Genomic DNA, 22,431 nt, shown 5'->3' on the forward strand with positions numbered 1-22,431 from the left:
GGTCCGACATCCTCCCCGAATCCGGGGGCGCCGCGGACCGCGTCCAGCGGGTGTGTCCCCGAGCGAGGGCGCTCGGGGACCAACCGGACTCCCGGCACCAGGGGGCGCCGGTCGCAGGGGGAGAAGCAGACCGCCACAGCGACCGCGAGCAGCCGAGCCCGAGCGCGTCCCCCTTCCCCGACCGCAAGCCGCGCCGCCGCAGCCGCAACCCGACCGAGCGCACCCGCAAGACGACCACCCGCCTCTCCGACACAGAGAAAGCCGAGATCGTCGCCGCCGCCGCGCAGCGCAGCGTCACCGTCGCTCGCTTCCTCGCCGCCGCCGGCCTCACCGCCGCCCGCGGTTCCACCACCTTGCACATCAACGAACAACTCGACGCTGCCATCGACGAGCTGGCCGCCCTGCGCACCGCCCTCTCCCGGGTCGGCAACAACATCAACCAGATCGCCTACGTCCACAACGCCGGAGGGCAGCCCCGACCCGGCGAACTCGAACACGCCCTCACAACCCTGACCCGACTCCTGGCCCGCATCGACGACGCGGCCGACACCCTGGTGAAGAAACGACTCTGATGGTCCCCAAGATCCGACGCGGCTCACGCACCCACGGCCTGCTCGTCTACCTGTACGGCCCTGGCAAACGCGACGAACACACCGACGCCCACCTAGTCGGGAGCTGGGACGGCTTCGCCCCTGACCCCGGACGAGACACCAGCCCCGACCCCGATCCCAAGGTCACCCTCGCCCGCCTCTCCGCAGCACTGGACCTGCGGGTCAAGCAGGCCGGCACCACGGCACCTGCCCAGCACGTCTGGCACTGCTCGGTCCGCACCGACCCCGGCGACCGAATGCTGACCGACGCCGAGTGGAACACCGTCGCCCGCCGCCTGGTCCACGCCGTCAACCTCGCCCCCGAAGGCGACCCGGACGGCTGCCGCTGGGTCGCCGTGCGGCACGCGGACGACCACATCCACATTCTGGCCACCATGGTCCGAGGCGACCTGCGCCGCCCCAGGATGAACTACGACTTCAAGAAGGCCCAGGCCGAATGCCGCCGAATCGAGAGGGAGATGGGCCTGCGCCAGCTCAAGCCCGGCGACGGCACCGGAGCCAAGACCCCCACCAGCGCCGAACGCTTCAAGGCCGAGCGCACCGGCCGCACCGAGGCCCCACGCGAGACGCTCCGCGAAGCCGTCCGCCAAGCCCTCGCCGGGGCCGCCACCGAAGAGGAGTTCTTCACCAGGCTGCGCGAGGCGGGCCTGCGCGTGAAGATCCGAAACGCCCCATCTGGCGATGCCATCGGCTACAACGTCGCGCTCCCCGGTGACCGTAACCGCGACCGCGAGCCCATCTGGTTCGCGGGCTCCACCTTGGCTCCCGACCTCTCGCTCCCCAAGATCCGCCGCCGCCTGGCCGACGGCACCGCCGACCAGACGGCGCCCTCGGCCGCCACCAGCGGCCGACCGGACTGGTCGCCGCCCGCCCGGGAACGACGCAGCGCCACCGGCATCGCCGAGCGCGTCGCCATCCTGCTCGACAGCGACGACGACGAAGCCGCCGCTCAACTCGTAGGGGTCGGTGAACTCCTGGACGCGGTCGCACAGACCTCCCCGGCCGCCACCCGCGCCGAGCTGGGTGCAGCCGCTCGCGCCTTTGAGCGTGCCACCCGCAGTCATGTCCGAGCGGAGCGTGCCGATACCCGGGCGATCCGCTCGGCGGCCCGGGGCATCATCCAGGCCGGCAGCGCTCTCGGCCGTGGCGAGGACGGCGGCACCACCACCATGCTCGTCTCCACCCTGGTCCTAGTCGCCCTGGCCGCCGCCCGCTGGCACTCCGCTCGTGGCCATGCCCAGCAGGCGCATGCCTCCCGACAGACCGCCGAGCATCTGCGAGCCGCCTACCGCCAGGCCGCCGCCACGCCCATGCAGGCACTGCGCGACCAAGGCCGCGCCCTGCCCGAAGCCGAACGCCGAACCCACGAAACCACCATCCGTGCAGCCCTGCCGGAAGAGGGGTTGCGAGCAGACAGCTCGTCGACGAAGACCGATGCCCTGGCCGCCACCCTTGCCGAGGCCGAGCAAGCAGGCCATGACCCCAAGACCCTTCTCCAGCAAGCCATCGACATGCGCGAACTCGACACCGCCGAGGACGTGAACGACGTTCTGGTCTGGCGACTGCGCCGTCTCGCCCAGCTCCCCGCTCACCCGGGCGAAGCGACCCGCCGCCCGCAGGCCGGCACCAGCCAGCCGAAAGCCTCGACCAATCGCACCAACAACCGGACGGCGCCCACGGCAGCAGCTCGCCCCGCCGCCTCCGACCCGCGCAACCGCCCACCGCGCCGCTGACGACGGTCCGGCGGGCCGATTCACCGGCCCGCCGGACTTCGAGAAACCCCTGGACAGCCAGTTCCACCGGCTGTTACGGATGGAAACAGAAGCACCTCGACCGGGAGATGACGCTCGTGCTCAGAACCACCGACCGCCCCGCAGAGCCGGCACCCGTGCTGCCCGTCCTCCCCGCCGGTACCGATCCCCTGCTGCAACTCGAGTACGAGACGCAGCCGCCCGGCGGCCCTGGCGCGACGCGTTGCCTCAGCCACCCGCGTGAACTGGCCCTTCGTGGGATCCCGGTGATGTGTACGGCCTGCCGTGCCCGGCGCGACTGGCTGCTCATCAACCACGGCCGAAACGTCTGGGTCTGCTGCCGCTGCAGCAACCAGTGGCTTGAACCCGAGATCAGCCGCGCGGACTTCGACGCCCTGATCGCCGTCCCGGAGGGAACGACCTACCCCAGCGTCGAGCAGGGCCTCACCGCGCTCGGCTTCGACGGGGCCTTCGCCGGCACCTACCTGGACTAGGCGAGCGGAATGCCAAACGCCGAGGGGCGCCACCGACTACACGTCGGTGGCGCCCCTGGGCGTTGCAAGATGGTCAGCCGCGGTTCCCGTTCTTCGGCAGCCCGCCTCGGAAGTCGCAGCCGGGGCACTCGTCCTCGCCCTGGATGTGACCCTCGTACCAGCCGTGGACGGCGGCGTGGAGGATCGCGTCCTCCACAGAGGCTTCGCCGTTGCGGACTGATGCGATGGCGTTGCCCACGACCACCCGGAGCGCAGCGTTGCCAGGCGAAGGGAACGGTGGGGAGGGCATCGGCGAATCGGACGTCATGGCCGCAGCCTACGGGCGGGCGCGAGCGCCGGTCAGCCGGACGGCGTGATCCCCTGTGAGGAGGGGCGGTGTAGGTCGCTACGAAATCCTCGGCCGACCGGGTTCCAGTTCTGGAACGTGGCGGGTCTCCAGCGGGGCCGGTCCGGCACGGTGGTGTCGTCAGGCGCGGGCAGGCTGCCCCGGCTTTTGCGGTTACGGGCAGCCCCAACGCTGATGCCCAGGTGGGCGGCGACCTCGGGGTACCCCCAGAGTTGCTGGTCGTCGGCCATCGTGTCCTCCTCGTTCGTCGGTGATGAGCGTACGCAACACGCGGCTGGGCGTACGGCAAGGCCGCCCCTACCTGATCGGTGCGGGGCGGCCTTCTGCGGTTCGGTCAGACCTGGGCGAGGCGGTTCGAGAGGTCGAGGGCGGCGGTCGCGACCGCGAGGGCGGCGCAAAGGCCAAGCACTTCGTGAAGGGTCGGGCGGACCAGGCGGGGCCAGTCGTCCGGGGCAGCAGGCCACGAGGCGAGATGCACCTCGGTGGTGGCCAGGCCCAGGTGGGCGGTGACGTTCCAGCCTCCGAGGGAGGCGGGCTCCCAGTGAAGGCGAATGCGGCCAAGGGGGAGTCTCGGGGTTTTGACGGCGAGCCAGGTGACGTCGAGCGGCCCGTCGGGCAGGGCGGAGACGCGCTGGACCAGCGCGCCGCGCATGGCGCTCGGCATGGGGCGTACGGCCAGGCTGTGCAGGGGAAGGACCTGCGAAGGGCGGGATCGCGACGAGATAGGAGCCTCCGGGGTTTTCTCGGTGGGACAGGTCAGGCCCAGGCCAGGGCGTTGCTGACCGCCGCTGGGAGGTAGTCCTCCTGGCCATCGTCGGCGATGAACGCCTTGCCGTCCCGGACGATGACCTCCGCCCCGAGATAGTGGGTGAAGGGGAAGTCCGGGTTGATGGCAAGGCGGATCGGCAGGCTGGGGTCAAGGTCCTGGAGCTGGCGGAGCAGGTGGCCGACGGTCAGATAGTGGGGCACGGGATCCTCCGAGAGCGGTGCGGAACGGCGTGGCGGGGTTGATGAGTGAGCGTCAGGACACGTCGAGACGAAGCAGGTCGCGAAGGACCTTCGGCCCCTGGGTGTGGCTCGCGAGGTGCCGCCTGCGGCTCTCGTTGACGTAGCCCTTGCCGGACTGCTTCATGTCCCAGCCGCCGCACGAGCAGATGGCTTGCGTGTACGCGCGGCCGGGGCAGTCGGGGTGGAGCGGCTTGCCGAAACTTGTGTGCTTGTGGTCCGCCGGGCAGAGAGTGCCGTCGGCGTGGTGGTTGGTGAGCGGGGCGCGGTGTGCCAAGGGGTCCCTCCGAGGCAGGGGTCGGTAGCGCGCGGTCAGCGGGTGGGGGTGGCGATGAGCGCGGCGAGGAATCCAGCAACGGCCTCGGAGGGGGTGTAGAGGCCGAACTCCTGCACCCACGGGTCGCCTTCGGTGGGCTGCACTCGGATCTGCCAGACGATGCCGCGCTTCCAGGCGGCGGTGTCCTCGGGGAGCCAGCCGACGTAGACACGGCCGTCCGGGCTCGTCGCGTGGACGTTGGCCTCCGGGGTGACAACGATCGCCCAGCCGAGGGCGTCGAAGAGGTCGAGCACCGGGCTCGCGCAGTGGTCGGAGGAGAGCCAGCGACGGTTTTCCACGGCCGGGCGGATGACGGCGGGCAGGAGGGTGGGGGAGGTGTTCACGGTTGGACGATCCCTTCGTTGACCTGTGGTTTTCCCAACACCCGTACGTTGACATGCAGTGTGTCGAAGTGCGTAGTCCTTTCCCGGGAAGAGGCGTCTGCCGTGGGCGAACTGGTGGCCGTCGGTGGGGGACTCTGACGCCGGGAATGGATCGGTGGACGCGGTTGTCGTACTTGGGTTGCGGCAAGGGGTCGCACAGGACCGAAGGGGGAGCAGGGATGGCGGAGCCGGGCAGACACTGGGACGGGGCCGGGCTGGAACGCAAGATCCGCGCCGCCGGGCGGCCGTGGACGGTGGGCGACATCGCGATGGTCGCTGACGGCCAGTGGGCTGTCGGTGTGCAGTCCGGCGGACGGCGAGACGAGGGCGCCGTGGTGGAGGACCGGATCGCGGATGGGCGTCGCGTCGAGTTGACGTTGGAGGACCTGGCCCGCGCGGTGGGCTCCCGCATCGGGGATGCCCACCGCGACGAGGACCTCGGCTGACCGATCAGCGGTGCGGCCCCAGTGCGGCCACCGACGGGCCGGAAACGGCCGAGGGAGCGGGCTGATCGGGCGACTGGCCCAGGGTGCGTGGAGCGTGTCCGGAGCGGGCGACAGCGGCCTGGGCTAGCCGGGCTGCCGGGGCCCGGTCCGCAGTCGCGGCGGCTTCACGTGCTTCGATCACGTGGCTGATGGCCTGAAGGGACGTCCGGCTCTCGGCTTGAGCGACGCGAAGGTCCGCCGCTGAGCTGGTGATCCGTTCCAGGTCGTAGAAGGCCGGCACACGGCCGGACCGGGTGAGGGCGTGCAGTCGGTCTTGGTGCACAGCCACGGCGTTGTCGGTGACGACCAAGGCCGAGCGGATGTGCATGGCCGAGCGCAGGAGCGGGTCGTCGCACGGGCGGCGGACCGCGAGGGATTCCAGAGCTTCAATCGGGCGGCCCCAGGCTTTCTCAATCATGGACGTGGCCTGATCGAGCGCGGTGGCGTCGGGCATGGTGGAACTCCCGGCATTCGGAGAGGTGCTTCGGGCAGGGGTGCTGTCCCAGAGGGACCGGAGCCGGTGGTCAGCGGCTACGGCGTGGGGGCGTCGGGGTGGCCAACGGCCTGGCCCCGAGAGCGGGCGCAGGATTGCTCGACCGGTTCTGCGCCGAGGCCGCTGTGCGGCTGCGGGCGGCCATGACCCGCAGGTCGGCGGCTGTCCGAGGGAAACGTGCGGCGCGGTGGACGGCCTGCGTGACGGCAGTGCGGCGTACGTCAAGGGGAGTGGGAGCCCGAGGAACCTGGGGGGCAGTCGGGCCGACGGAGGTGAGCGAAACCAGGTGCTCCACCTCGCGGTGGATCTGGTGCCGCTCACGTGCCACCGGGGCTGGATCGGCCATGGCCGCTGCCGTCGCGGCGATTAGGTGGGAGGGAGTACGGACGGAGAAGACCGCCTCCGCGCGAGTGCCCCAGCCCGGTGGACCCGCCCAGAGCGTTACGGCTTCGTCGTCCAGACGGGAGCGACGGTTGTCGATGAGGACGCCTGCCTGTCCGTCCGGGGCGATGATCTCGACGGTGCCCAGCTCGGCTCCGCCGTCGCGGGTCCAGCCGGCATCGGTCAGGGGCCGGACGGCGTCGGCCCAGCGATACGACGGGCTCGCCAGGAAGCGCCCGTTGCCCTCGTAGGCATCGGCTTCGGCGTAGTCGTGAGCGAGAGCCGTGGTGAGACCGGCGACGATTTCGGCCGGGGTGACATGGTTGAAGGTTGCCGTCCAGCGGGGCGCGGAGACGGCCTCCTCGGCTGCGGTGATCTTCCACAGCTCGAAGTCATCGCCGAACCAGCCGATACGGATCCTCTGATCGGGCGAGGTGACAAGAAGCTGGCAGGGGCCCTCGTCGAGGTAGTGATGCGGCCAGTGAGCGACGGGGGTGAAGCCAGCGTCTCCGGTCCCGTTGGAACCGGCCAGGCACATGGGGCTGACCAGTACCTCTTGGTAGGGATCCTGGGGGTAGGGCTGCTGGGTGCTCATAGTCGACGCTCCGGGGGCGATGGAGGGGAACGCGCCCGCGTGCGCAGCGGAACGGGCTGCTCGACTGCACGCGGGCGCCATGGCAACGGGGAAGCGCGGCTGGCTCTCAGCCCCACCCGGATCACCGGCTCCGCGAGTGGGTCGTCTGGGCGGTGACGGCCGCTGGCACCCGCGGTTGCGGCTGCGGTGCGTGGCTGAACAGAGCGCTGGGCGCGGCGGAGCTCCGGCGCAGGGCCGCTGCAGTTCGGATGTTGTCCGATCCCAGCGGGACGCCGGTGTGGGTCCGGGTGGCCGCCGCCACAGGGGTCGGCGGTGCCGAGCGATTCCGTGTAGTGACGGGGTCACTCCAGTGCTCGACGGCTGCGTAGACGGGGCCCAGCGCCCGCCCGGCGTCGGTCAGGACGTAGGGGTCGCCGTGGCGGGGCCCGGTACGGGCGACCAAGCCGTCGACCTGAAGCCGGTTGAGGCGCTGCCGGGTGAAGCCGTTGTCCAGGCCGGCCTCCTCGGCGATGTGGACGAACCGCATGGGGCCGCCCGCGTCGAGAACCTGGATTACGGCGGTCGAATGCCGCAGGTGCAGCCGCCGCACGGCGTCCTCGACGCGTTCGGCACCGGCTACCTGACCGCCGAGCGACAGGTTGGCCTGGGACCAGTCAGAAAGGGCGTGGTGCACCGGAGACAGCGATTCGCCGAATGAGCTGAGCTGGTACGGAGCCCCGTGGCGGTCGTCGGCTCGGGTGACCAGCCCATCAGCGTGCATCTGGGCCAGTCGCTTGCCGACGAGCTGCTCGCTGACGAAGGGGAGCCTGGTAGCGACGTCACGCACACGCATGGGGCGGCCCTGCTGCGCCAGGGTCTGCACCGACCAGGTGGTCCACTTCGGTGCTATCAGGGAAAGTGCGTCCTCGACACGCTGGGCATCGACCGAGCCGATCGAGGCGGCGGAGGGCTGCACGGTGGTGGACATGGTACGAACTCCGTTAGAAGAAAGGGGGTTTGCGGATACGGGTGAGCCCGAGTGGTCAGTGGGAGGCGCTCTCGGCTCGGAGCCTCTGGAGCACTGCGCCGAGGCGGCGGTTGCTGACGTGGATGCCGCGGTCGCGCAGGCCCCGGCGAAGTGCCTCCCGGTTGAGGCGATGCAGGCCGGCGGCGACCTCGCGGGCGATGTCCAGCAGGTCCTGATCGTCAGGAGAAGGGGCGGCTCGATAAGCCGACGGCCGCCGGACAGAGGCGCGGTCCAGGAGGAGGCGGACATCCAGCAGGTCCCAGACCGCTTCCGCCTCGCTCTGTTCCTGGTGTTCGAGGTCGACGACTTCGGTCGCGTACAGCAGCACGAGTTTGTCGAGGGTGTGTTCGCCGGAGCGGTGCCGCTGCCAGGCCGCGTCGAGGTTGCGGCGGGCTGACCGGGCATCGGCGCCGGTCTGGGTGAGTCCGTCGAGCCGTCGCAGCAGGATGGGCAGGACAGGGTCGTCGGAACGGCCGGAGGCGTTGCCGCGCTGCAGCTTCTCCAGCGGGCGGCCGTACCGGTGCTCGACCAGGCGGCGGGTGTAGATCGCGGTGGACATGGGGGCGTCCTTTCTAGGGAATCAGCGGGAACGGAACGGCTTGGTGGCCGTGCTTGTCGCAGGTGCGGCGGACGGGTCGACGCCGGGGCCGGGGATCGCTGCAGCGCCGCTGCGGCTGAGGGCGGCGGATACGCGCGGCGTGGCCGTACGAGCGTCTCGAAGGGCCACTTCGCCCTGCGGTGTGAGCGAGAGGAGCTGTCCAGGCCGGTACAGCCCCTCGCTGGTGTCCTGGGCGAGTAGCCCGTCGGTGACCAGCCGCTGGACGGTTTCAGGCCAGACCTCCGGGTTGGGGCGCTGGCCCTGTCCGTCGGAGAGGTGGATATCGCCGTAGACCGCGCTCTGGTGGAATCGCAGTCCGCCGGCCTCGACGGCTTCGAGGGCCCCGAGGCGGCGATCACCCGAGATGGCCCAGTCATCGTCCCGGCCGGTCGCGTCATGAGGGTTCATTCCGCCGTCTCCATCCGGGTGAGCAGGGAGCGGACCAGAGTGGGCAGGCTCTCGGGACCGTCGCCGATCCAGACGTGGTCGGACGCCTCGCCGAGGACGTACGCGGCGTCTTCGAGGAGGCCGCTGGAGATCTCCATGCAGGCGTCGGTGATACGGGAGGCTGCGAGCAGGGACTCGGAGAGCACCTCGACGTAGTCGACCGGAGCGAGACCGGCGGCCTCGGTCGCAGTACGGATCGCCGCCAACTCCAGGGCGCTGAAGGCAAAGTCGAACTCGCTGTTCTGCTCCACGCTGACCTGTGCGGCGAAGGCCGGGTCCGGCGGCTCCGTGGGGATGCCGACGCGCGTGCAGATCCGGTCGACCGAGGCGGTCAGCTCGGCGAGGGACTCGGTGAGCCATCCCAGCGCCGAGGCGTAGGAGGCCAGGGTGAAGAGACCTGCCGGCGTCGTGGGGAGCGGATCGTCGGCCACGAAGCCTTCCAGCCGGTCGTTCAGCTCGCAGACGACCCGGGGCCCGGCGGACAGTGCACCGAGCACGGGGTGCAGGTAGGAGCGGCTAGCGGCCGTCGGGTACTCGGCAGTGAGGATGCCGGAGACGCTGTGCGCAACCTCGGTGAGGAGGTCAGCCAGTTCGGTACGGGCCAGGGGGGTGCGGTCGGTGGTCATCGCTGGGGAGCCTTTCGAGGAGCGGCAGCAGTGGGTTGGACTGCTGCGGGAGGAGTTGCCGGGACCGCAGTCGGCTGGTCGACAGCGCGGGGAGAGCGGGATCGAGCGGCCTGCACGCGCGCCTCGGAAGCAGAGGCTGTCTCGGTGTCCTGGTGGGGGCCGGTACGCAGGTGTGCCGAGCGGTAGACCGCGTAGTCCTTCCTGCTACCGGCGGCGACGAGATGGAACTCGTGCTTGTGGTTCGAGGTGGGCGGTGCCGGGCGGAACTGGATGACCATCCGGTAGGAGACGGACGGATCGACGTACACCTTGTGAAAGCCCGCGAGGCGACCCTTCAGCGGCAGGCAGTCGTCGCTTCCATGGACCAGGTTCTGCAGTTCCAGTAGAGCCAAGTCACGCATCTCGGCGGGAAGCTCTCGCAGGTCCGCGATGGCGTCGGGGTGTGCGGAGAAGGCGAAGCGGGCGCGGCTCACATCGACCGTCCGGGGCTCGGGTGCTGTGCCGGTCCTGCCGACGGTGCGCTGGGGGCGTCGAGGCCGGCCTTCGGTATCGCGGAAGCACCGGACGAACGCGTGAGGGCAGCGCGGGTGCGGAGGACAGCGGCGTCTCCGCGGTGTTCCGGCGGTTGCGGCAGCGCGGTGCTGCGGTCATCCAGCCAGTGCCGGGCGGCGTCCTCGTCGGCGAAGGCCCCCTCGCGCATTGTGTACGTATGCGCGTCGAAGTCCCCCTCTTCGAGGAAGATGCGAATCGGCGCGTGAGCAGCGATGGAGTCGCGGGTCAACGTCCATGTCTCGCACGGGTCGAAGTCCGAGGTGTAGCTGTCGAGGACCTTGTACCGGTTCCCCGACGTGCGGAGCTTCTGCTCGACTCGCGCGGTGAGATCGTCGGCGGGCTTCATGAAGTCGTCGCCGACCTGGGAAATCCGCTCGGGCGGGCAACCGCGCTCGATCAGCCAGTTCTGAGCGAAGGACACGGTGGAGTGATAGGTCGACTCGAACGTGAAGGTGTTCTGGTTGAGGTCCCGTGCGACCTTGATCGCGCGAATCTGCGGCTCGCCAGGTACTCCCCAGGTGACCGCGCCGTCGTGGGCGAGGACGAAGTTGTGGGAGCCGTTGGGGGTGCTGTGGTGTTCGGCCAGGACGGTGAGATCACCGGCCCAGAAATGCTGCTCCGCGTACTCCGAATCCGCGTCAGCGGGCTCGAAGTCATCCAGGCGGAAGTCGAGTTCGCTGCTCATGCCGCCAGCTCCAACTGCGGCGTGGGGGTGGCCAGCACACGATGGTTGGGCCGGGTCGCGCTCGTCGTGCACGCGGCGAAGGGGCCGTCGGGAGCACGGAGATGGACCAGCGCCTGGTCCAGGTGGTCGCGGTGCCACGTCGAAGGGCCAGACAGGCCGGCCTCGGCGTCGGTGAGCTGCTGCCACGCGAGCCAGAGGGCGTGCAGCCGGGCAACGGCTTCGGGGTGTTCGTGCCACCGCGAACACCATGGGCGGGTCGTGCTGATCTCTCGGCCGTACACCGGGAGAAAGAGGTAGTTCACCCAGTCGCTGAGGGCGGCGATCTCGATGGCGTACGCCTCGCCGCCCAAGGCGAGGATGAACACCGAAGCGGGGCCATCCTCCTGAGCGGAGCTGGCCGCCTCTGCGGCCGGAACGCCGTCCGACGACGGGAGTGCGGCGGAGACGGGAGCGGGCTCGGAGCCCAGGCGGTCGAGGATGATGCCGTGCTGCCTGACCTCGGCCATGGTCTTGGCGAGGGTGCTGGCGAGGTCGTCGAGGTCCCCGTCGGGGACGCGGAACGGCTCCGGGTCGGGGGCGGTCGTGCTGGTGTCGGACATGGGGGCGTGCTCCATCTGTGAGACGGCGACATGAGGATGAGGATCCGGAGGAACCGCGATTTGGTCCGGCCGGGAAAACCCGGTAGTGGGGCGCTACGCCGTCGCGCAGCGAGGGCAGCGCGGGAAGGGCGGCGCCAGCAACTGCACGGCTCGGTTGGCCTGTTGAGGCACGACACCGTTGCCCAGTGCGGTGAGTTGAGCCGGTCGTCCGAGCCCCGGAGTGGCGGTGACCCAGCCGGGCCCCAGGCCCTGCATCCACTCCACGAAGTCGGCACGAAGGCGTCCGGCCGCATCAGTGGGCGGCGGCGCGGGGCGGGTGAGCATCTCCCATCGGGTGATGGCGGCTGCGTATGCCCCCCATCGCTGGTCGGCCCCTCGGTTTCCGGAGCCGATTCCGTCCAGAGCGGCAGAACCACTGCCGACAGGGGAGGGCGCCACCCCTTGCCCGGTCGGCGTCCTGGGGTGCCCGTGTCGCTGGCCCGCGGTGTGGGCAGCAGTGACGCCGCCGCACTCGGCAGGGTCATGTCCCCATTGCCGTGGCGCTGGTTGGGCGAGCCCTTGATTCCGTCCGATGCCTTCGGCGTAGGCAGGAGCCACTCCACCTCGTCGGCTAGGTTCGGGCCGTGTCCTCCGCTCTTCCTCTTGGAGGGGTGTTGCGAGCCGCCGTTCTTCGCGATGTTGCTGGTCGGCGTCTTGAACAGCGTGTTCGGCGGGCCAGGCGGCGAGGAAAGTGCGCTCGCGGCGGTGCGGGGCTCCGATATCGGAGGCGCGAAGCACGAGCCACTTCGCGTCGTACCGGAGGTCGGCCAGGGATCCGAGTACGGCACCGAGTGCCCGCAGAGGAGGCTGACCTGGGGTGTCTCCCAGACACCACGGGCAGAATTCCACGTCGCCAGGGGAACCGGCGGGTGAGGTGAGGAGGCCGCGCACATTCTCGATCACAACCAGGCAAGGTCGGAGGGCTGCGACTGCACGGGCGACGTGCAGCCACAACCCGGAGCGGGTCTGGGCGTTGAGTCCGGCCCGGCGGCCGGCGACCGAGACGTCTTTGACAGGGGAAGCCCGCCGTCAGGACGCAGACCCGGGGGACGGTGGACCAGTCGACAGTCGTGATATCGCCCAGGTTCGGGACGCTGGGCCAGTGGCGGGCCAAGATGCGCGAGGCATTCGGATCGACCTCCGCGTGCCAGGCCAGCGTGCCTCCGAGCGCGGACTGGACGCCGAGGTCCAGCCCGCCGTACCCCGAGCAGAGCGAGCCGATCAGCGGAGGGCGCGCGACGGCGGTCTGCATGTCACCGACCCCGAGCGATCCGGTCCGCAGGAGCTGCTGCTCCCGGGACGGCAGGCGAAGGGGAAGCGAACGCGGGAGCCGCGGTCGTGGACCGGCTGCGGGCTGCCTGGAACCGCGCGGACGGAGGCGAAACCGTCGCCGACGCGGCGTGAAGGGAGTCGGCGGCTTCGCGTAGGGCCGTGTCCGCCATGCTGAGCGCGTCCTCTGTCACCCGCGCCGCAGCTTCCCGAGCGTCCCGGGCGTCGGGCTGGTCGCGGAGGTACTCGGTCTGGTTCAGGAACGAGAGCTGGTGGGCCACTGCCCCGAGAGCGGATGCCGCCTCGCCGGCAGGCCCTACGGCGGCGGCGAAGCTGGTGATGACGCGCGCACTGTGGGCTTCCTGGTCTTGTTCGGCGACACGGAAGAGGACTTCGTCACCCAAACCGCGTATCAGCGTCCCGAGTTCGGAGATCTGCTTGGCTACGGCGACGCTGTTCGGCGAACGGTGGGGGTCTCCGGGGACCGGGAGCTTGCCGCGCTGGGCATCGAAGGCTGAGGCCGTGGCACGCAGAGCCAGGGCGTCGGAAACGGGGGTGTTGTTCACGGGGAATCCCAAGGGAGAGGACGAGCGGCGGACAAGAGGGAGGGTTCAGCCGTGTCCGCGAGAGGGTGGTCGTACGGCGGCCGGGCTGGGGGCAGATCCAGGCCGGGCCGAGGATGGCGAGACTGGGCGCGGTGTGCTGCGGGCGAGCGCCGCGTGCACCTGCGCAGGGGGCGGCCCGGTCGGCGAAGGAGCCGGGGCCGTCGGTGTCGGTACGGGACGGCCGTTCGCGGCCTGCCAGCGTGCACGCACTTCATCGAGTGGACCGAGCGCGTGCAAGGCATGATTGATGAGCCGCCCGGGGGCCAGAGCGTCGTTCTCCGCCAGGGCTCGGATGGCACGCGCAGAGGTTGCCGCTGTGCGGGTGACCGACGAGCGCATCACCAGCTCGCCGAGCCATTCGGCGCTGCCTGGGCCTACGCCGTCGCAGATGACGGTGAGCTGGTCGCTGGTCAGCGTTCCGTCGGCCAGCAGGCCGCGCCGCTGGGCCTCCCAGAGCAGCGTGATCCGATCGATGGGTTCGCCCCGGTGGTGCAGCGCGCCGAGGCAGCGGTAGAGCTGTCCGTGGGCGGGGTCGGCGAAGTCACCGGGCTGCAGCCAGCCGACTACCTCGTCCATGGCCTTCGGCTGCTCAGCGAGGACGGCTAGAAGGAACCGCTCGTCCTCGGCGACCTGGTCGGCCCGAACCGGCGGTGGCGCGACCGGGACGGTGGACGACGGAGCGGCGGGCGCAACCGGGCGCGGTTCGGTACCCCACCGCTGTGCGAGATCGCTGAGTACGCCGGTAAGGACGTCCGCGTGATGCAGGGCTCCCGCAACTTCGCCCTGCAGGGCGCCGGCGCGAGCCGCCTGGTGAAGGCGGATGGCGTGTTCCGTGATGCTGCGATGGATCGCGCTCTCCAGCACCATGCGGCCGTACACCGGAGCGTGCGTGGGACGCGGGCAGGCCGAGATCAGGGTGTGGGCGTACACCGCGGTCAGCCCCCGTACGCGGGTGCTGGCCTCGTCGACCGCATCGGTCACCCATGACAGCGGTACGGACTCTTCGGCCAACGCGGGGTGGCCGTCGTCCCGGAGCTTGCGCAACGCCGCGAACAGCGCCTGGTGGACCGGCCGGTAGAAGTGATCCGGTGCGAGCCAGTCAAGGTGCGAGAGCTGACCCGGGTCGAGCAGCACGGAACCGAGCACCGCCTGCTCCGCCCCCAGCAGCGGGTTCATCACTGCCCCCCTGCATCAGAAGCGGGAGGTTCGCTCTCCCGGGCACGAAGATCGGCGACCGCCTGGTCGGCAGCGACCATCGCCTGGGCGAAGCGGTCCAGCGTGCTGGTGAACGCGGGGTCGGAGGCGAGTATCGAGCCGGCCCCGCTGACCAACCACCACTGCCCGTCGCGCAGAACGACCGACGAGCGTACGAACCGCCCGGAACGCGGCGTGGGCGCGCTCATGCCGACAACCCGAAGTCGTCACGGCCGTGGGTCTTCGCGATGGCCCGTTCGGTGATCGCCTTCGTCGCACGGGCCGAAGCCGGGCCGACCACCTTCGCGGACGGCTCCTTGTACCAAGGCCGGAGATCGAGCATGGCAACCCGGATGCCTGTGGCCAGGAGCAGTGCCTTGCCCTTGGGCAGGGCACGGATCGCATCGGGCGGCAGGATCCGCTCGGTGCGCATGCTCACCGAGGTGGACTTGCCGCCGTCGCTGGTCGACACCGAGGTGGTCTGCACGTCGTGGTCGCCGACCTGCCTGCTGAGCCGGTCGGCGAAGTCCGCGTCGTCGATGCCCGACCCGATGATCTTGACGGTGGCCGCAGACCAGAGCGCGTCCATGCCGGCCTCGCCCCAGCACCGCTGGCCCTGCCGGTAGGACTGCAGGATCGTCATCGGGATGACGCCTCGGCTGCCCAAGTGGCTGTACAAGTCCGGGAGGTCGCTGATCTTGCACACATTCGCGGCCTCGTCGAGGACGCACAGCGCGGGCGGGTCCAGCCGTCCGCCGGAGCGCTCGGCGACGACCACGGCCGCGCGCATCACGGCGTCGGCCGCTGCGGCGATGATCGCGCTCGCGCTGCCTCCGCCGTCCTTGCTGAGGAGGTACAAGGTGTCGCGGGACGTGGCGAAGGCGAAGGGCTTGAACTCGGGGAGGTCTTTGGCGGGCGTGACCCAGGCTGCGACGTCCGGGTCGAGCAGACAGCTCGCGTACTGCCGCGCGGTCTCATAGATGCCGTCGCGGGTCTCGGTCGCGCCGGAGACAGTGCCCTGGAGCTGGGCGGCGACCGCATCGTGGCCGGCATCGGTGAGCAGGTCGACCGGGGTTCGGTCGGCGGGGGAGGCGAGCCAGGCCAGGACATCGGTGATCGGGCGCCGGTGGCTGGCGGCAGCGAGGAACAGCGCGCCGAGCGTGTTACTCGCGGCGGTGGACCAGAAGTCGGAGCCGTTGGACTCGTCCACGCTGGCGGCGACGAAGTGCCCAGCCAAACGTTTCGCCCCGGCCAGGTCGCGGGCGTCGGCCAAGATGTCCCACCACATTTCGCGAGGGTGGTGGGCGATCTGCTGGGGGTCGAGGGTCCAGATCGTGCCGACCTCGGCCCGAGCGTCCACCGTCGCGGTGAAGGCGTCGTTCGCGGCCTTGTTACTGGTGAGCAGGACCGGGCCGGGCGCCGCGAGAATCGCGGGGATCGCGAGTCCGGAGGTCTTACCGCTTCGCGGAGCCATGATCGCGACGATCACATCCTCCCAGGACGCGCGGACATTGGCCCGCCCCGGGGAGAGGGTGCCGAGAAGGATGCCGCGGTCAGCAGGGGCGACCTCTTTTACACTCCTGGCCGCTCAAGGACGGCCGCAGGCTCCTGGCCTTGGCGGTGATCTCCTTGTCCAGCAGCGGCGCGAGGTCGGCCTTCCGGGCGAGGCCGTTCTTCGGGCCGCCGCCCAGGCGCATCCACAGCACCAGGCCGAGGATGGTGAGGCAGACGGACAGCAGGCCGGGGATGATCCGCACGCCGACCAGCAGGGCGGTGGTACTCAGGTGCGGCCACAGCACCTCGGGATGGAGCAGTGCGTCTGTGGCCCTGAACGGAAGCCAAGGCCCATCCCCAAAGAAGGAGTTGGTGAGATTGCCGCTCAGCCAGGCCAGCGAACCGAAGGCGAGCGCGATGCCGAGTATGCCGAAGAGGAGGTAGAGGAGCGCGTCCGACCCGGTGGTGGTCGAGGGCGCGCTGGTACGCGGTGCGGGCATGGTGGGGTCCTGGAAGTGAGCGCAGGCGAGTGGTGGGGGCGGGGCACGCGGCGCTCTTCTGCTGGTCATCGAGGAAGCTCCTGTTCGGGAAGGGAGTCGGCGGTCGGGGCTATCGGGTGCGAGGGGCTCGGGGCGGCGGAGTGCTCGGCGCCGCGTCTGCGGAGCTGGCCGGGGACGTCGTGCGCTGGGCGGCAGCATTCGGCGAGAAGGTACGGGCAGCGCGCTGCCGGTTCGCTTCCGCATTGCCATCGGCGGGCGTCGGGACAGAGCCGACCGCACCAGCACCGAGGACATCGCTGAGCATCTCCCTGGTCCGCAGGACGTTGACCATCTTGTGGTGCCTGGGATCGGTGAGTCCGGCAGAGCACGCAGCGATCCCGTCCTCGGCGATCTCCAACTGCTCCTGGACGTCCCGGAGCATGCCGTGGGCGGCGGCCAGCCGCGTCCAGGTCTCGAATGTGGGGTTGTGGTGCGGGTCGTCGAACGCCAGACGGACGCGGGTCCAGTCGGCGGCAGCGGCGACGAGTTCGGTCAGCTGCGGCAGAGCCCCGACAAGTGCACCGTTGACCTCCTCGATGATTCCGGCGACCTCATCGGGCGTCGCGGTCTCGGTGAGCCGGGCGATCATCCCGGGGACGGAGTACGGGTCGGAGGAAGGATGGGGCAGGTGGCGGACCTGCAGCGGCTTGTCAGAGCCCGACGTCTCGCTGCCATGGACGAGCTGGATGTTGTGCTGCATCGCGGCGCCGACGGCCTCGCCGATGCTCGGGTAGAACTCGGGCACGGTTGCTCCTCGGTCGTTGTGCTGGGTTCTTGGGCTGGGTGGGACGCGGCCGACGTGCCCCGACCCGGATGGACGGACGTAGGCCCGGATGCCGGTCTTGTGTTGGAGGAGAGCAGTGGAAGGTTCACGGGGTGACCGACAGGGTCAGAGCATCGGCGAGACACGAGAGAGAGTCCTGGGCCGATTCGGAGTTGGCGGCGGTGACGATGAGGAAGCCCACCCGGCTGGTGTCGAGGTTGCCCGCCGGCGGCAGTACGATGCGCTCGCCGACGTCTCGCAGCCAGGTCACCCGATACAGCCACGGGTGCTGCGGACCAGGGGCGACGGCCAGACTTTGGGCGGAGAGGACGCCGGTGGCCGGGGGGTTGAAGAGATCATCTGGGTCACCGCGTCCGAGGGCCAGGGGCTTGCGACGGAAGTACGGCCGCGCTGGCGTCCGATGCCCCAGCACCGAAGGTCGAGGAGACCTTGGCCTTAGCCGCTGCGGGCGATGTGGCGAGAGCGGCGCTTCGGGGGTCGGGGAGCCTCGGAGAGTGCGTCCGTGGCCCGGCCTGGGGCTGCTGCGCGCGGCCGAGACGGCTCAACTCGGCCTCTGAGTCCCCTAGTTCCGACTGCGCTGAGCTGACGAACTCCGCAGCGAAGCCGAACCGGTCGGCGAGCTGGTACGCCTCGTCGTCGAGGTCAGTGATCTGCTCGCCTGCCGCTTCCAGCGCTTCCCGGACACGCTCCAGTGCGCCGTGTTCGGGATGAAGGAGGTGGTCGACCGCCCGCCGAAGGCCCTCACCGTTCTCGGCAGACCTGATCTGGTCGGTGAGTCGAAGGAGTTCCGCTCCGGCGATGTAGGGCCCGAGCGGGTTTGTCGGGGTGGCCGTGCGGCCGGAGTCGAGGGAGGGGTCGAGGTCGACTCCGTAGCGTGCGGCACGAAGCATTTCGGCTGCATAGGTGGCGATGGCCGCGCGATCAACGGCCGGGGTCGTGGTGGGCAGGCGATGGCGTCGGCCGTACCAGTCCTCGATCTGCTGGAAGCCGGCGTGCTTGAGGAGCGTGGCGGAAAGGTCGTCGCTGGCGCCCTTCGCCGAAACGCTGCCGCTGGGCTCGGCGGTGATGGTGATGGAGGGGGCAGGCACGTGGGTCTCCTGGGCGCGGGGTGTCGGGTGTGGAGCGATGGGCAGATGGCCCAACTCGGCGGCGAGGCGGTGGCACTCGGTCTGGAGGCGGGAGGCATCGCGGTAGGCGTTGTGGAGGCTGCCGTCCTCACGAGCGAGGGTGGCCACGACGTGCACCTGCCGGGGCTGGTTGCGCAGGGCGATCCACCGGCAGGCGTCCGGATCGCCTTCAGGGGCGATGCCGGTGACGGCCACGAGGCGGCGGGCGACCATGGCCCACTGGGCGTCGGTGAGGTCCGGTCGGCGAGGGTCGGAGCGGACCGAGCAGATCCATAGCGGCCGTTCGGGTGCGCGGGCCCCGAGGCGTTCGACGGGAGCGTCGAGGGCACGGGCCAAGTACGGCAGCGAGCCAGACTCGGCGAGCAGGTCGATCGGGGCTCCGTGGCCGTCGCCCGCGATCAGCCGGGGACTGGTGTGGTTACCGCGTTCGCCCGGCCCGTACAGGTACGAGAGCAGGCCGGCGGTGTTGCTGGCGCGCTGCAGGTGGGCGATCACGGCGTCTACCTCGAAGGGGAGTGGTGAACAGGAGCCCGGTCTTCGGGCTGTCAGGGAGAGAGGATCCGCAGGATCCGCGATTTGGCGCGGCCGGAGATCACTGGTAGACGCCGCCGCTCACCCCGGGGCGTCGAGGCCGTGGTCGTAGGTGAAGTTCGCGCAGGCGGCGCGGGTGAAGTAGGCGTCGTTATGCAAGCGGGCCCAGCGGCCGTCCTGGCGGATGACGGTCGCGACGATGTCGAGCCCGTTGGCCTGGTTGCGCATGGCCGCCCACCGGCAGGCCGCCGGGTCGGCTTCCGGCTCTATGCCCGTGGCGTCGAGGACCTCGCGCGTCAGCTCGAACCAGTCGTCGTCGTCGAGTTCCACGCCGGTGGTGTTGCGGATGGCGCAGTGCCAGGTGAGCCGCCGCGACGCGGTGTGACCGGTCCGTGGCCTCCGTAGCGCGACCGGTTCATCGAGCAGCAGTGCCAGGTGCGGCAGGACGACGGTCTCTTGGGCGGTCAGCTCCGGGGACCAGGCGGTGAGCAGGTAGGGGCGAAGCCTGGCTCGCTGCGGTGGAGGCGGCCGAGGAGGTCTGTGGTGCTCTCGGTGCGCCGCACATCGCAGCGCAGGGAGTACTCGGGCATGGGGTATCCAGGTCCTTGACAGGGGAGTCGGTGCCCCGCCGAGGCGGGGCACCGGGCGGTCAGAAGTGGGGGTTCTCGGTCGGCCGGTCGGCTTCGGTGGCTGCTTGGAGCAACTCGGCGAGGTCGTCGGGTTCGGAGGAGCGCTGGTCGATCCACCACCCGGCACGGGTGATGGTGCGAGCGGCCTCCTCGATCTCCTCCCACTCCGTCTCGCTGGTCTCGCCTTCGAGGACCAGGGCGGTGTAGGCGGCGGCCAGGACCTGGTGGCGACAGCGCACACCCCAGGCGACCGCTCGCCCGGTCCCCTCCAGAGGAGGCATCCGGTACTGCTGAGACCAGGCTTCGGATTCGGCCTGCTCTTCGGCCCGCTTGGCCTCCAGCCAGGCGGCCTTGTCCTGCTCGTCGCCCTCCTTGGCGGCCCGCCAGCAGCTGGTGCTTCTCTGCACTTCACTCGAATGGAGCGGGGGATAGGTTCCTGAGGCGTGAGGAAGGAAGCAGGCTGTGAGCAGTCAGTCAGCAGCAGGCAGATGGTGCCACCAGTGACCACAGCCGCCAGAGCAGAAGCGCTCGCGGCGCCGCTCGTCGGCGACTGTGAGCACCGCGATCAGTAGCCTGAACGCCTTACGGCGTTCGTCGACAGGCGTGAGACCGGCGATCTTTCCCAGTTGCATGTCGATCCGGCCCCGTGAGATCAGCACTGCGGGCGTATGCGTCGGGCGCAGCCCAGCACGGCGGATGCTCTCTGGCGCATCCTCGGCGACAGCGCACGCCTGGACACAGTGATGACGCAGGAACAGCAGCACCTCGGACTGTTCTTCCGAGCCGAGTTCGTCGAACCACTCGATACCTTCGGACATGGGACGTAGCCCCTGCGCGAGTTCGTTGAGCAGGACGTCCCGTTCGTTCATGACTGTCCCCAGGAGATCAGGCGGTAACCGCCGCGGTGTCGGCGCGGATCCATATCCGCCCGCTCAGGGTGCATGCCCACACTCGCTGACCACGCCACTCTGCCGTGCGCAGCAGCTTGAACGCCAACCCGTTACGAGAGCGGTATCGGCGCCGCGCTGGTAAACGACCTCCAGCCAGACGGGAAGCGATCTTCATTGGTCTCTGGAATGCCCTGGTCAGCGGTACTCGTGGCATCCCGGCCTAGACACTCGCGCCATCGAGGCGATCCTCACCTGGGCCGGCAGCTGGGCCAACGACATCAGCCACCGACTCCTCGGCGAAGACGACATGTGCTCCGGCGCGTAGCCCTGGTCCCGCTGCACGAGAGCACCAGCCCGAGTGCGCCACAGTCAGCTCCCCTTGGCGAGGGCGTCGGTGAGTTCGTCGTGGTTCGTGCCGGACCGGCCGCGGATGCCGGCCTTCGTTGCCTTCTCATACAGCTCGGCCAGGGCCGGGCGGCTCACAGCAGGCTCCGAGCGAACGGGCATCGGTGCTCTTCCTCCGCTGGCTGCACGGCTCCGCAGCGTTGGCACTTCTGTAGATTGTCAAAGCTGGTTGCGCAGGCGAAGCAGAAGTCCACCGGGCGGTCCCGGTCAGCCGCCGTGGAGACTCCGCGGATGAGCAGGCCGTGTGGGCACAGCGGGCAGGTGTAGATGCCCTCTGGGCCGTCGTGCTCCTCGGCCTCCGAGTAGCGTCCTAGGATGGTTGCGTTGTACTCGTGAGCCGCCTCGACCGCGTTGAAAGACGCGCTGCAGAACAGGCACTCGACGTTGTACGTGTCGTCGATGCGGTCGGTGTCCGGGCCGTCCTTGAATCCCGGCACGACCAGTGCCCACTGACCGCACAGCGGGCACTGGACGGTCGTACGCCGGACCGGTCCGAGCCGGGGCGCCAGATCCTTCATGCGCTCGCGTACGTACTCCTCGATGTAGTGGAGCCCGTCGCGGACGTGTTCCATCTCCAGCTCGGCCGCGCTGCGCTCGGGCTCCTTCAGCTCGGGGAGCAGGTGGTTGTCCACGAACGAGACGAGGAAGTTCAGCACCGTGGCGGTGGCCGAGGCCACCACGGCCGCGCGTGCCTGGTCGCCGATCAGCCCCCAGTGTTGCAGAGCGTTGCGGCTGCTGGCGAGGTCCTTCAGCGCCTGCTCTTCATGGCTGGCGAAGGTGATCCCGACGATGTTCTTCAGCCGCTTCCGCGTCTGCTCGGGGGTGCAGCTGGACAGCGAGCCGTCCTCCAAGGCCGTACGGGTGGCCGCTCCGGGGTCGGTGAAGACGAGGCTCCAGTGCTCCATGTGCAGCCGGGACTTGAGGAGGACCTCGGCCCCGGCGGCCAAGTGCAGCACCGCGTACTTCAGATCCCGGGCGCTGGCCGCCCCTTCCTCGCGCTGCAGAAGCTCGACGACGCTGACGAGGTAGTCGAGACCGTTGGCGACGGGCGGGAAGTGCGCGTCGCCGGCGAACTCGACCTCGCGGGCCCGGCGGATGAACGACCGCCGCACCGCCCGCGGCATGTCGTTGGCCGACCGCTCGCTGCCGTCCGAGTCGTCGGCCTGTATAGGCGGATGCGTCATCGGACGTCAGCCTCCGAGGGCCTGGCGGATGCTCGCCAGCTGGGGGTTCTGCCAGGCGGGGAGGTAGTCGGCGTGGTCCCGCCACTGCTCGCCGGCACCGGTCAGCAGGTGCCAGGCTCGCGTCACGCCCTCGGTGTCGCCCTGGGCGAGGAGGTACGAGACGGACTCGACAGTGCCCGCGAGGCCGTACTTGCTGGCGTTGGAGACGCGGAAGTACCGGGCCTGCGCCTCTTCCTCCAGGGTCTCGTCGGCGAGGGCGGCCGTGTGCTCCTCGTCGACGCGTCGACTGATGAAGTCGTACAGCTCTCGGGCGTCCGCAGCGGTGGGGGCGATCGTGGTCATTTAGTGCACTCCTAGTCTGAGGGCCG

At 70.1% G+C, this 22,431-nt stretch carries 31 protein-coding genes and 3 pseudogenes; 5 read left to right on the top strand and 29 right to left on the bottom strand.

Annotation, left to right across the window (positions count from 1 at the left end; all coding sequences use genetic code 11):
* The 3 genes from ACWDZ4_RS29500 to ACWDZ4_RS29510 form a co-directional block, all read left to right on the top strand.
* Positions 1-572 (top strand): plasmid mobilization protein (locus ACWDZ4_RS29500; protein WP_451511448.1); only part of this gene is annotated, 572 nt, incomplete at its 5' end.
* Positions 572-2,344, top strand: coding sequence for a relaxase/mobilization nuclease domain-containing protein (locus tag ACWDZ4_RS29505; RefSeq protein ID WP_451511449.1), 1,773 nt, complete (start codon positions 572-574; stop codon positions 2,342-2,344). The genes ACWDZ4_RS29500 and ACWDZ4_RS29505, both read left to right, overlap by 1 nt.
* A 107-nt stretch (positions 2,345-2,451) precedes the next feature.
* Positions 2,452-2,856 carry a hypothetical protein gene (locus ACWDZ4_RS29510; protein WP_451511450.1) on the top strand — a complete coding sequence of 135 codons (405 nt, stop codon included), beginning with the start codon at positions 2,452-2,454 and terminating at the stop codon, positions 2,854-2,856.
* 73 nt (positions 2,857-2,929) lie between these two features.
* Here ACWDZ4_RS29510 and ACWDZ4_RS29515 read toward each other — a convergent pair whose 3' ends face one another.
* From ACWDZ4_RS29515 to ACWDZ4_RS29540, 6 genes are all read right to left on the bottom strand, one after another.
* Complete coding sequence (locus ACWDZ4_RS29515) at positions 2,930-3,163, bottom strand: hypothetical protein (protein WP_451511451.1); 234 nt, start codon at positions 3,161-3,163, stop codon at positions 2,930-2,932.
* Between the two features lie 32 nt (positions 3,164-3,195).
* Positions 3,196-3,432 (bottom strand): MarR family transcriptional regulator, encoded by a 237-nt coding sequence (locus ACWDZ4_RS29520; RefSeq protein WP_451511452.1) that lies wholly within the window; start codon positions 3,430-3,432, stop codon positions 3,196-3,198.
* Positions 3,433-3,536: 104 nt separating this feature from the next.
* Complete coding sequence (locus ACWDZ4_RS29525; protein ID WP_451511453.1) at positions 3,537-3,866, bottom strand: esterase; 330 nt, start codon at positions 3,864-3,866, stop codon at positions 3,537-3,539.
* A gap of 92 nt (positions 3,867-3,958) precedes the next feature.
* Complete coding sequence (locus tag ACWDZ4_RS29530) at positions 3,959-4,171, bottom strand: hypothetical protein (protein ID WP_451511454.1); 213 nt, start codon at positions 4,169-4,171, stop codon at positions 3,959-3,961.
* Positions 4,172-4,223: 52 nt separating this feature from the next.
* Positions 4,224-4,484, bottom strand: coding sequence for a hypothetical protein (locus ACWDZ4_RS29535; protein WP_451511455.1), 261 nt, complete (start codon positions 4,482-4,484; stop codon positions 4,224-4,226).
* Positions 4,485-4,519: 35 nt separating this feature from the next.
* The gene (locus ACWDZ4_RS29540; protein WP_451511456.1) at positions 4,520-4,867 is read right to left on the bottom strand and encodes a DUF317 domain-containing protein; all 348 of its coding nucleotides are present in this window, start codon (positions 4,865-4,867) and stop codon (positions 4,520-4,522) included.
* A gap of 218 nt (positions 4,868-5,085) precedes the next feature.
* On the opposite strand from ACWDZ4_RS29540, the gene ACWDZ4_RS29545 reads away from it, so the two are divergent.
* A complete protein-coding gene (locus ACWDZ4_RS29545; protein ID WP_451511457.1) occupies positions 5,086-5,352 on the top strand; it encodes a hypothetical protein in 267 nt (88 codons plus the stop codon).
* A gap of 4 nt (positions 5,353-5,356) precedes the next feature.
* Here ACWDZ4_RS29545 and ACWDZ4_RS29550 read toward each other — a convergent pair whose 3' ends face one another.
* From ACWDZ4_RS29550 to ACWDZ4_RS29605, 12 genes and pseudogenes are all read right to left on the bottom strand, one after another.
* On the bottom strand, positions 5,357-5,845 hold the full coding sequence (locus ACWDZ4_RS29550) for a hypothetical protein (RefSeq protein ID WP_451511458.1): 489 nt from the start codon (positions 5,843-5,845) through the stop codon (positions 5,357-5,359).
* Positions 5,846-5,915: 70 nt separating this feature from the next.
* Entirely contained in the window at positions 5,916-6,860 is a 945-nt protein-coding gene (locus ACWDZ4_RS29555) for a DUF317 domain-containing protein (protein ID WP_451511459.1), read from the bottom strand.
* A 121-nt stretch (positions 6,861-6,981) separates the two neighbouring features.
* The gene (locus ACWDZ4_RS29560) at positions 6,982-7,827 is read right to left on the bottom strand and encodes a winged helix-turn-helix transcriptional regulator (protein ID WP_451511460.1); all 846 of its coding nucleotides are present in this window, start codon (positions 7,825-7,827) and stop codon (positions 6,982-6,984) included.
* 55 nt (positions 7,828-7,882) lie between these two features.
* Positions 7,883-8,425 (bottom strand): hypothetical protein, encoded by a 543-nt coding sequence (locus ACWDZ4_RS29565; protein ID WP_451511461.1) that lies wholly within the window; start codon positions 8,423-8,425, stop codon positions 7,883-7,885.
* A 21-nt stretch (positions 8,426-8,446) separates the two neighbouring features.
* A complete protein-coding gene (locus tag ACWDZ4_RS29570; protein ID WP_451511462.1) occupies positions 8,447-8,872 on the bottom strand; it encodes a hypothetical protein in 426 nt (141 codons plus the stop codon).
* Positions 8,869-9,537, bottom strand: coding sequence for a hypothetical protein (locus ACWDZ4_RS29575; protein WP_451511463.1), 669 nt, complete (start codon positions 9,535-9,537; stop codon positions 8,869-8,871). Before ACWDZ4_RS29575 ends, ACWDZ4_RS29570 begins: the two co-directional genes overlap by 4 nt.
* A complete protein-coding gene (locus tag ACWDZ4_RS29580; protein ID WP_451511464.1) occupies positions 9,534-10,010 on the bottom strand; it encodes a hypothetical protein in 477 nt (158 codons plus the stop codon). The genes ACWDZ4_RS29575 and ACWDZ4_RS29580 overlap by 4 nt, the downstream gene beginning before the upstream one ends.
* On the bottom strand, positions 10,007-10,774 hold the full coding sequence (locus ACWDZ4_RS29585; protein ID WP_451511465.1) for a glycosyl hydrolase: 768 nt from the start codon (positions 10,772-10,774) through the stop codon (positions 10,007-10,009). Before ACWDZ4_RS29585 ends, ACWDZ4_RS29580 begins: the two co-directional genes overlap by 4 nt.
* Positions 10,771-11,373 (bottom strand): DUF4913 domain-containing protein, encoded by a 603-nt coding sequence (locus ACWDZ4_RS29590; RefSeq protein ID WP_451511466.1) that lies wholly within the window; start codon positions 11,371-11,373, stop codon positions 10,771-10,773. The genes ACWDZ4_RS29585 and ACWDZ4_RS29590 overlap by 4 nt, the downstream gene beginning before the upstream one ends.
* A gap of 93 nt (positions 11,374-11,466) precedes the next feature.
* Positions 11,467-11,697, bottom strand: a complete 231-nt coding sequence (locus ACWDZ4_RS29595; RefSeq protein WP_451511498.1) for a hypothetical protein — start codon at positions 11,695-11,697, stop codon at positions 11,467-11,469.
* 399 nt (positions 11,698-12,096) lie between these two features.
* A pseudogene (locus ACWDZ4_RS29600) lies at positions 12,097-12,366 on the bottom strand (DNA cytosine methyltransferase); the annotation flags it as partial.
* A 115-nt stretch (positions 12,367-12,481) separates the two neighbouring features.
* Positions 12,482-12,664: pseudogene (locus tag ACWDZ4_RS29605) on the bottom strand (DNA cytosine methyltransferase); the annotation flags it as partial.
* 289 nt (positions 12,665-12,953) lie between these two features.
* Between ACWDZ4_RS29605 and ACWDZ4_RS29610 the strand changes: the two are divergent.
* Positions 12,954-13,199 (top strand): hypothetical protein, encoded by a 246-nt coding sequence (locus ACWDZ4_RS29610; RefSeq protein ID WP_451511467.1) that lies wholly within the window; start codon positions 12,954-12,956, stop codon positions 13,197-13,199.
* A gap of 93 nt (positions 13,200-13,292) precedes the next feature.
* Here the strand turns inward: ACWDZ4_RS29610 and ACWDZ4_RS29615 are convergent, their stop codons facing one another.
* From ACWDZ4_RS29615 to ACWDZ4_RS29665, 11 genes and pseudogenes are all read right to left on the bottom strand, one after another.
* Complete coding sequence (locus ACWDZ4_RS29615; protein WP_451511468.1) at positions 13,293-14,462, bottom strand: DnaB-like helicase N-terminal domain-containing protein; 1,170 nt, start codon at positions 14,460-14,462, stop codon at positions 13,293-13,295.
* Complete coding sequence (locus ACWDZ4_RS29620; RefSeq protein ID WP_451511469.1) at positions 14,462-14,689, bottom strand: hypothetical protein; 228 nt, start codon at positions 14,687-14,689, stop codon at positions 14,462-14,464. The genes ACWDZ4_RS29615 and ACWDZ4_RS29620 overlap by 1 nt, the downstream gene beginning before the upstream one ends.
* Positions 14,686-16,474: pseudogene (locus ACWDZ4_RS29625) on the bottom strand (type IV secretory system conjugative DNA transfer family protein). The gene ACWDZ4_RS29620 and the pseudogene ACWDZ4_RS29625 overlap by 4 nt, the downstream one beginning before the upstream one ends.
* 109 nt (positions 16,475-16,583) lie before the next feature.
* Positions 16,584-17,258 (bottom strand): hypothetical protein, encoded by a 675-nt coding sequence (locus ACWDZ4_RS29630; protein WP_451511470.1) that lies wholly within the window; start codon positions 17,256-17,258, stop codon positions 16,584-16,586.
* Positions 17,259-17,382: 124 nt separating this feature from the next.
* On the bottom strand, positions 17,383-17,547 hold the full coding sequence (locus tag ACWDZ4_RS29635; protein ID WP_451511471.1) for a hypothetical protein: 165 nt from the start codon (positions 17,545-17,547) through the stop codon (positions 17,383-17,385).
* 94 nt (positions 17,548-17,641) lie between these two features.
* Positions 17,642-18,919: a hypothetical protein gene (locus tag ACWDZ4_RS29640; protein WP_451511472.1), complete on the bottom strand. Its 1,278-nt coding sequence runs from the start codon at positions 18,917-18,919 to the stop codon at positions 17,642-17,644.
* 117 nt (positions 18,920-19,036) lie between these two features.
* Positions 19,037-19,285 carry a hypothetical protein gene (locus ACWDZ4_RS29645; protein WP_451511473.1) on the bottom strand — a complete coding sequence of 83 codons (249 nt, stop codon included), beginning with the start codon at positions 19,283-19,285 and terminating at the stop codon, positions 19,037-19,039.
* Positions 19,286-19,604: 319 nt separating this feature from the next.
* Positions 19,605-19,991 carry a hypothetical protein gene (locus tag ACWDZ4_RS29650; protein ID WP_451511474.1) on the bottom strand — a complete coding sequence of 129 codons (387 nt, stop codon included), beginning with the start codon at positions 19,989-19,991 and terminating at the stop codon, positions 19,605-19,607.
* A gap of 63 nt (positions 19,992-20,054) precedes the next feature.
* Positions 20,055-20,453 (bottom strand): DUF5958 family protein, encoded by a 399-nt coding sequence (locus tag ACWDZ4_RS29655; protein WP_451511475.1) that lies wholly within the window; start codon positions 20,451-20,453, stop codon positions 20,055-20,057.
* Between the two features lie 500 nt (positions 20,454-20,953).
* Positions 20,954-22,063: a hypothetical protein gene (locus tag ACWDZ4_RS29660; protein ID WP_451511476.1), complete on the bottom strand. Its 1,110-nt coding sequence runs from the start codon at positions 22,061-22,063 to the stop codon at positions 20,954-20,956.
* 6 nt (positions 22,064-22,069) lie between these two features.
* Entirely contained in the window at positions 22,070-22,405 is a 336-nt protein-coding gene (locus tag ACWDZ4_RS29665; RefSeq protein WP_451511477.1) for a hypothetical protein, read from the bottom strand.
* Positions 22,406-22,431 lie beyond the last annotated feature (26 nt).

Source organism: Streptomyces sp. NPDC003016 (assembly GCF_053591455.1).

Excerpts from the sequence above, each read along its gene's own strand:
- ACWDZ4_RS29620 (WP_451511469.1), bottom strand. The coding sequence starts at position 14,689 with ATGAGCGCGCCCACGCCGCGTTCCGGGCGGTTCGTACGCTCGTCGGTC.
- ACWDZ4_RS29525 (WP_451511453.1), bottom strand. The coding sequence starts at position 3,866 with ATGCCGAGCGCCATGCGCGGCGCGCTGGTCCAGCGCGTCTCCGCCCTG.
- ACWDZ4_RS29595 (WP_451511498.1), bottom strand. The coding sequence starts at position 11,697 with ATGCTCACCCGCCCCGCGCCGCCGCCCACTGATGCGGCCGGACGCCTT.
- ACWDZ4_RS29570 (WP_451511462.1), bottom strand. The coding sequence starts at position 8,872 with ATGAACCCTCATGACGCGACCGGCCGGGACGATGACTGGGCCATCTCG.
- ACWDZ4_RS29665 (WP_451511477.1), bottom strand. The coding sequence starts at position 22,405 with ATGACCACGATCGCCCCCACCGCTGCGGACGCCCGAGAGCTGTACGAC.
- ACWDZ4_RS29520 (WP_451511452.1), bottom strand. The coding sequence starts at position 3,432 with ATGGCCGACGACCAGCAACTCTGGGGGTACCCCGAGGTCGCCGCCCAC.
- ACWDZ4_RS29655 (WP_451511475.1), bottom strand. The coding sequence starts at position 20,453 with ATGAACGAACGGGACGTCCTGCTCAACGAACTCGCGCAGGGGCTACGT.
- ACWDZ4_RS29510 (WP_451511450.1), top strand. The coding sequence starts at position 2,452 with ATGACGCTCGTGCTCAGAACCACCGACCGCCCCGCAGAGCCGGCACCC.
- ACWDZ4_RS29545 (WP_451511457.1), top strand. The coding sequence starts at position 5,086 with ATGGCGGAGCCGGGCAGACACTGGGACGGGGCCGGGCTGGAACGCAAG.
- ACWDZ4_RS29590 (WP_451511466.1), bottom strand. The coding sequence starts at position 11,373 with ATGTCCGACACCAGCACGACCGCCCCCGACCCGGAGCCGTTCCGCGTC.
- ACWDZ4_RS29550 (WP_451511458.1), bottom strand. The coding sequence starts at position 5,845 with ATGCCCGACGCCACCGCGCTCGATCAGGCCACGTCCATGATTGAGAAA.
- ACWDZ4_RS29555 (WP_451511459.1), bottom strand. The coding sequence starts at position 6,860 with ATGAGCACCCAGCAGCCCTACCCCCAGGATCCCTACCAAGAGGTACTG.
- ACWDZ4_RS29515 (WP_451511451.1), bottom strand. The coding sequence starts at position 3,163 with ATGACGTCCGATTCGCCGATGCCCTCCCCACCGTTCCCTTCGCCTGGC.
- ACWDZ4_RS29585 (WP_451511465.1), bottom strand. The coding sequence starts at position 10,774 with ATGAGCAGCGAACTCGACTTCCGCCTGGATGACTTCGAGCCCGCTGAC.
- ACWDZ4_RS29565 (WP_451511461.1), bottom strand. The coding sequence starts at position 8,425 with ATGTCCACCGCGATCTACACCCGCCGCCTGGTCGAGCACCGGTACGGC.
- ACWDZ4_RS29505 (WP_451511449.1), top strand. The coding sequence starts at position 572 with ATGGTCCCCAAGATCCGACGCGGCTCACGCACCCACGGCCTGCTCGTC.
- ACWDZ4_RS29615 (WP_451511468.1), bottom strand. The coding sequence starts at position 14,462 with ATGAACCCGCTGCTGGGGGCGGAGCAGGCGGTGCTCGGTTCCGTGCTG.
- ACWDZ4_RS29575 (WP_451511463.1), bottom strand. The coding sequence starts at position 9,537 with ATGACCACCGACCGCACCCCCCTGGCCCGTACCGAACTGGCTGACCTC.
- ACWDZ4_RS29660 (WP_451511476.1), bottom strand. The coding sequence starts at position 22,063 with ATGACGCATCCGCCTATACAGGCCGACGACTCGGACGGCAGCGAGCGG.
- ACWDZ4_RS29560 (WP_451511460.1), bottom strand. The coding sequence starts at position 7,827 with ATGTCCACCACCGTGCAGCCCTCCGCCGCCTCGATCGGCTCGGTCGAT.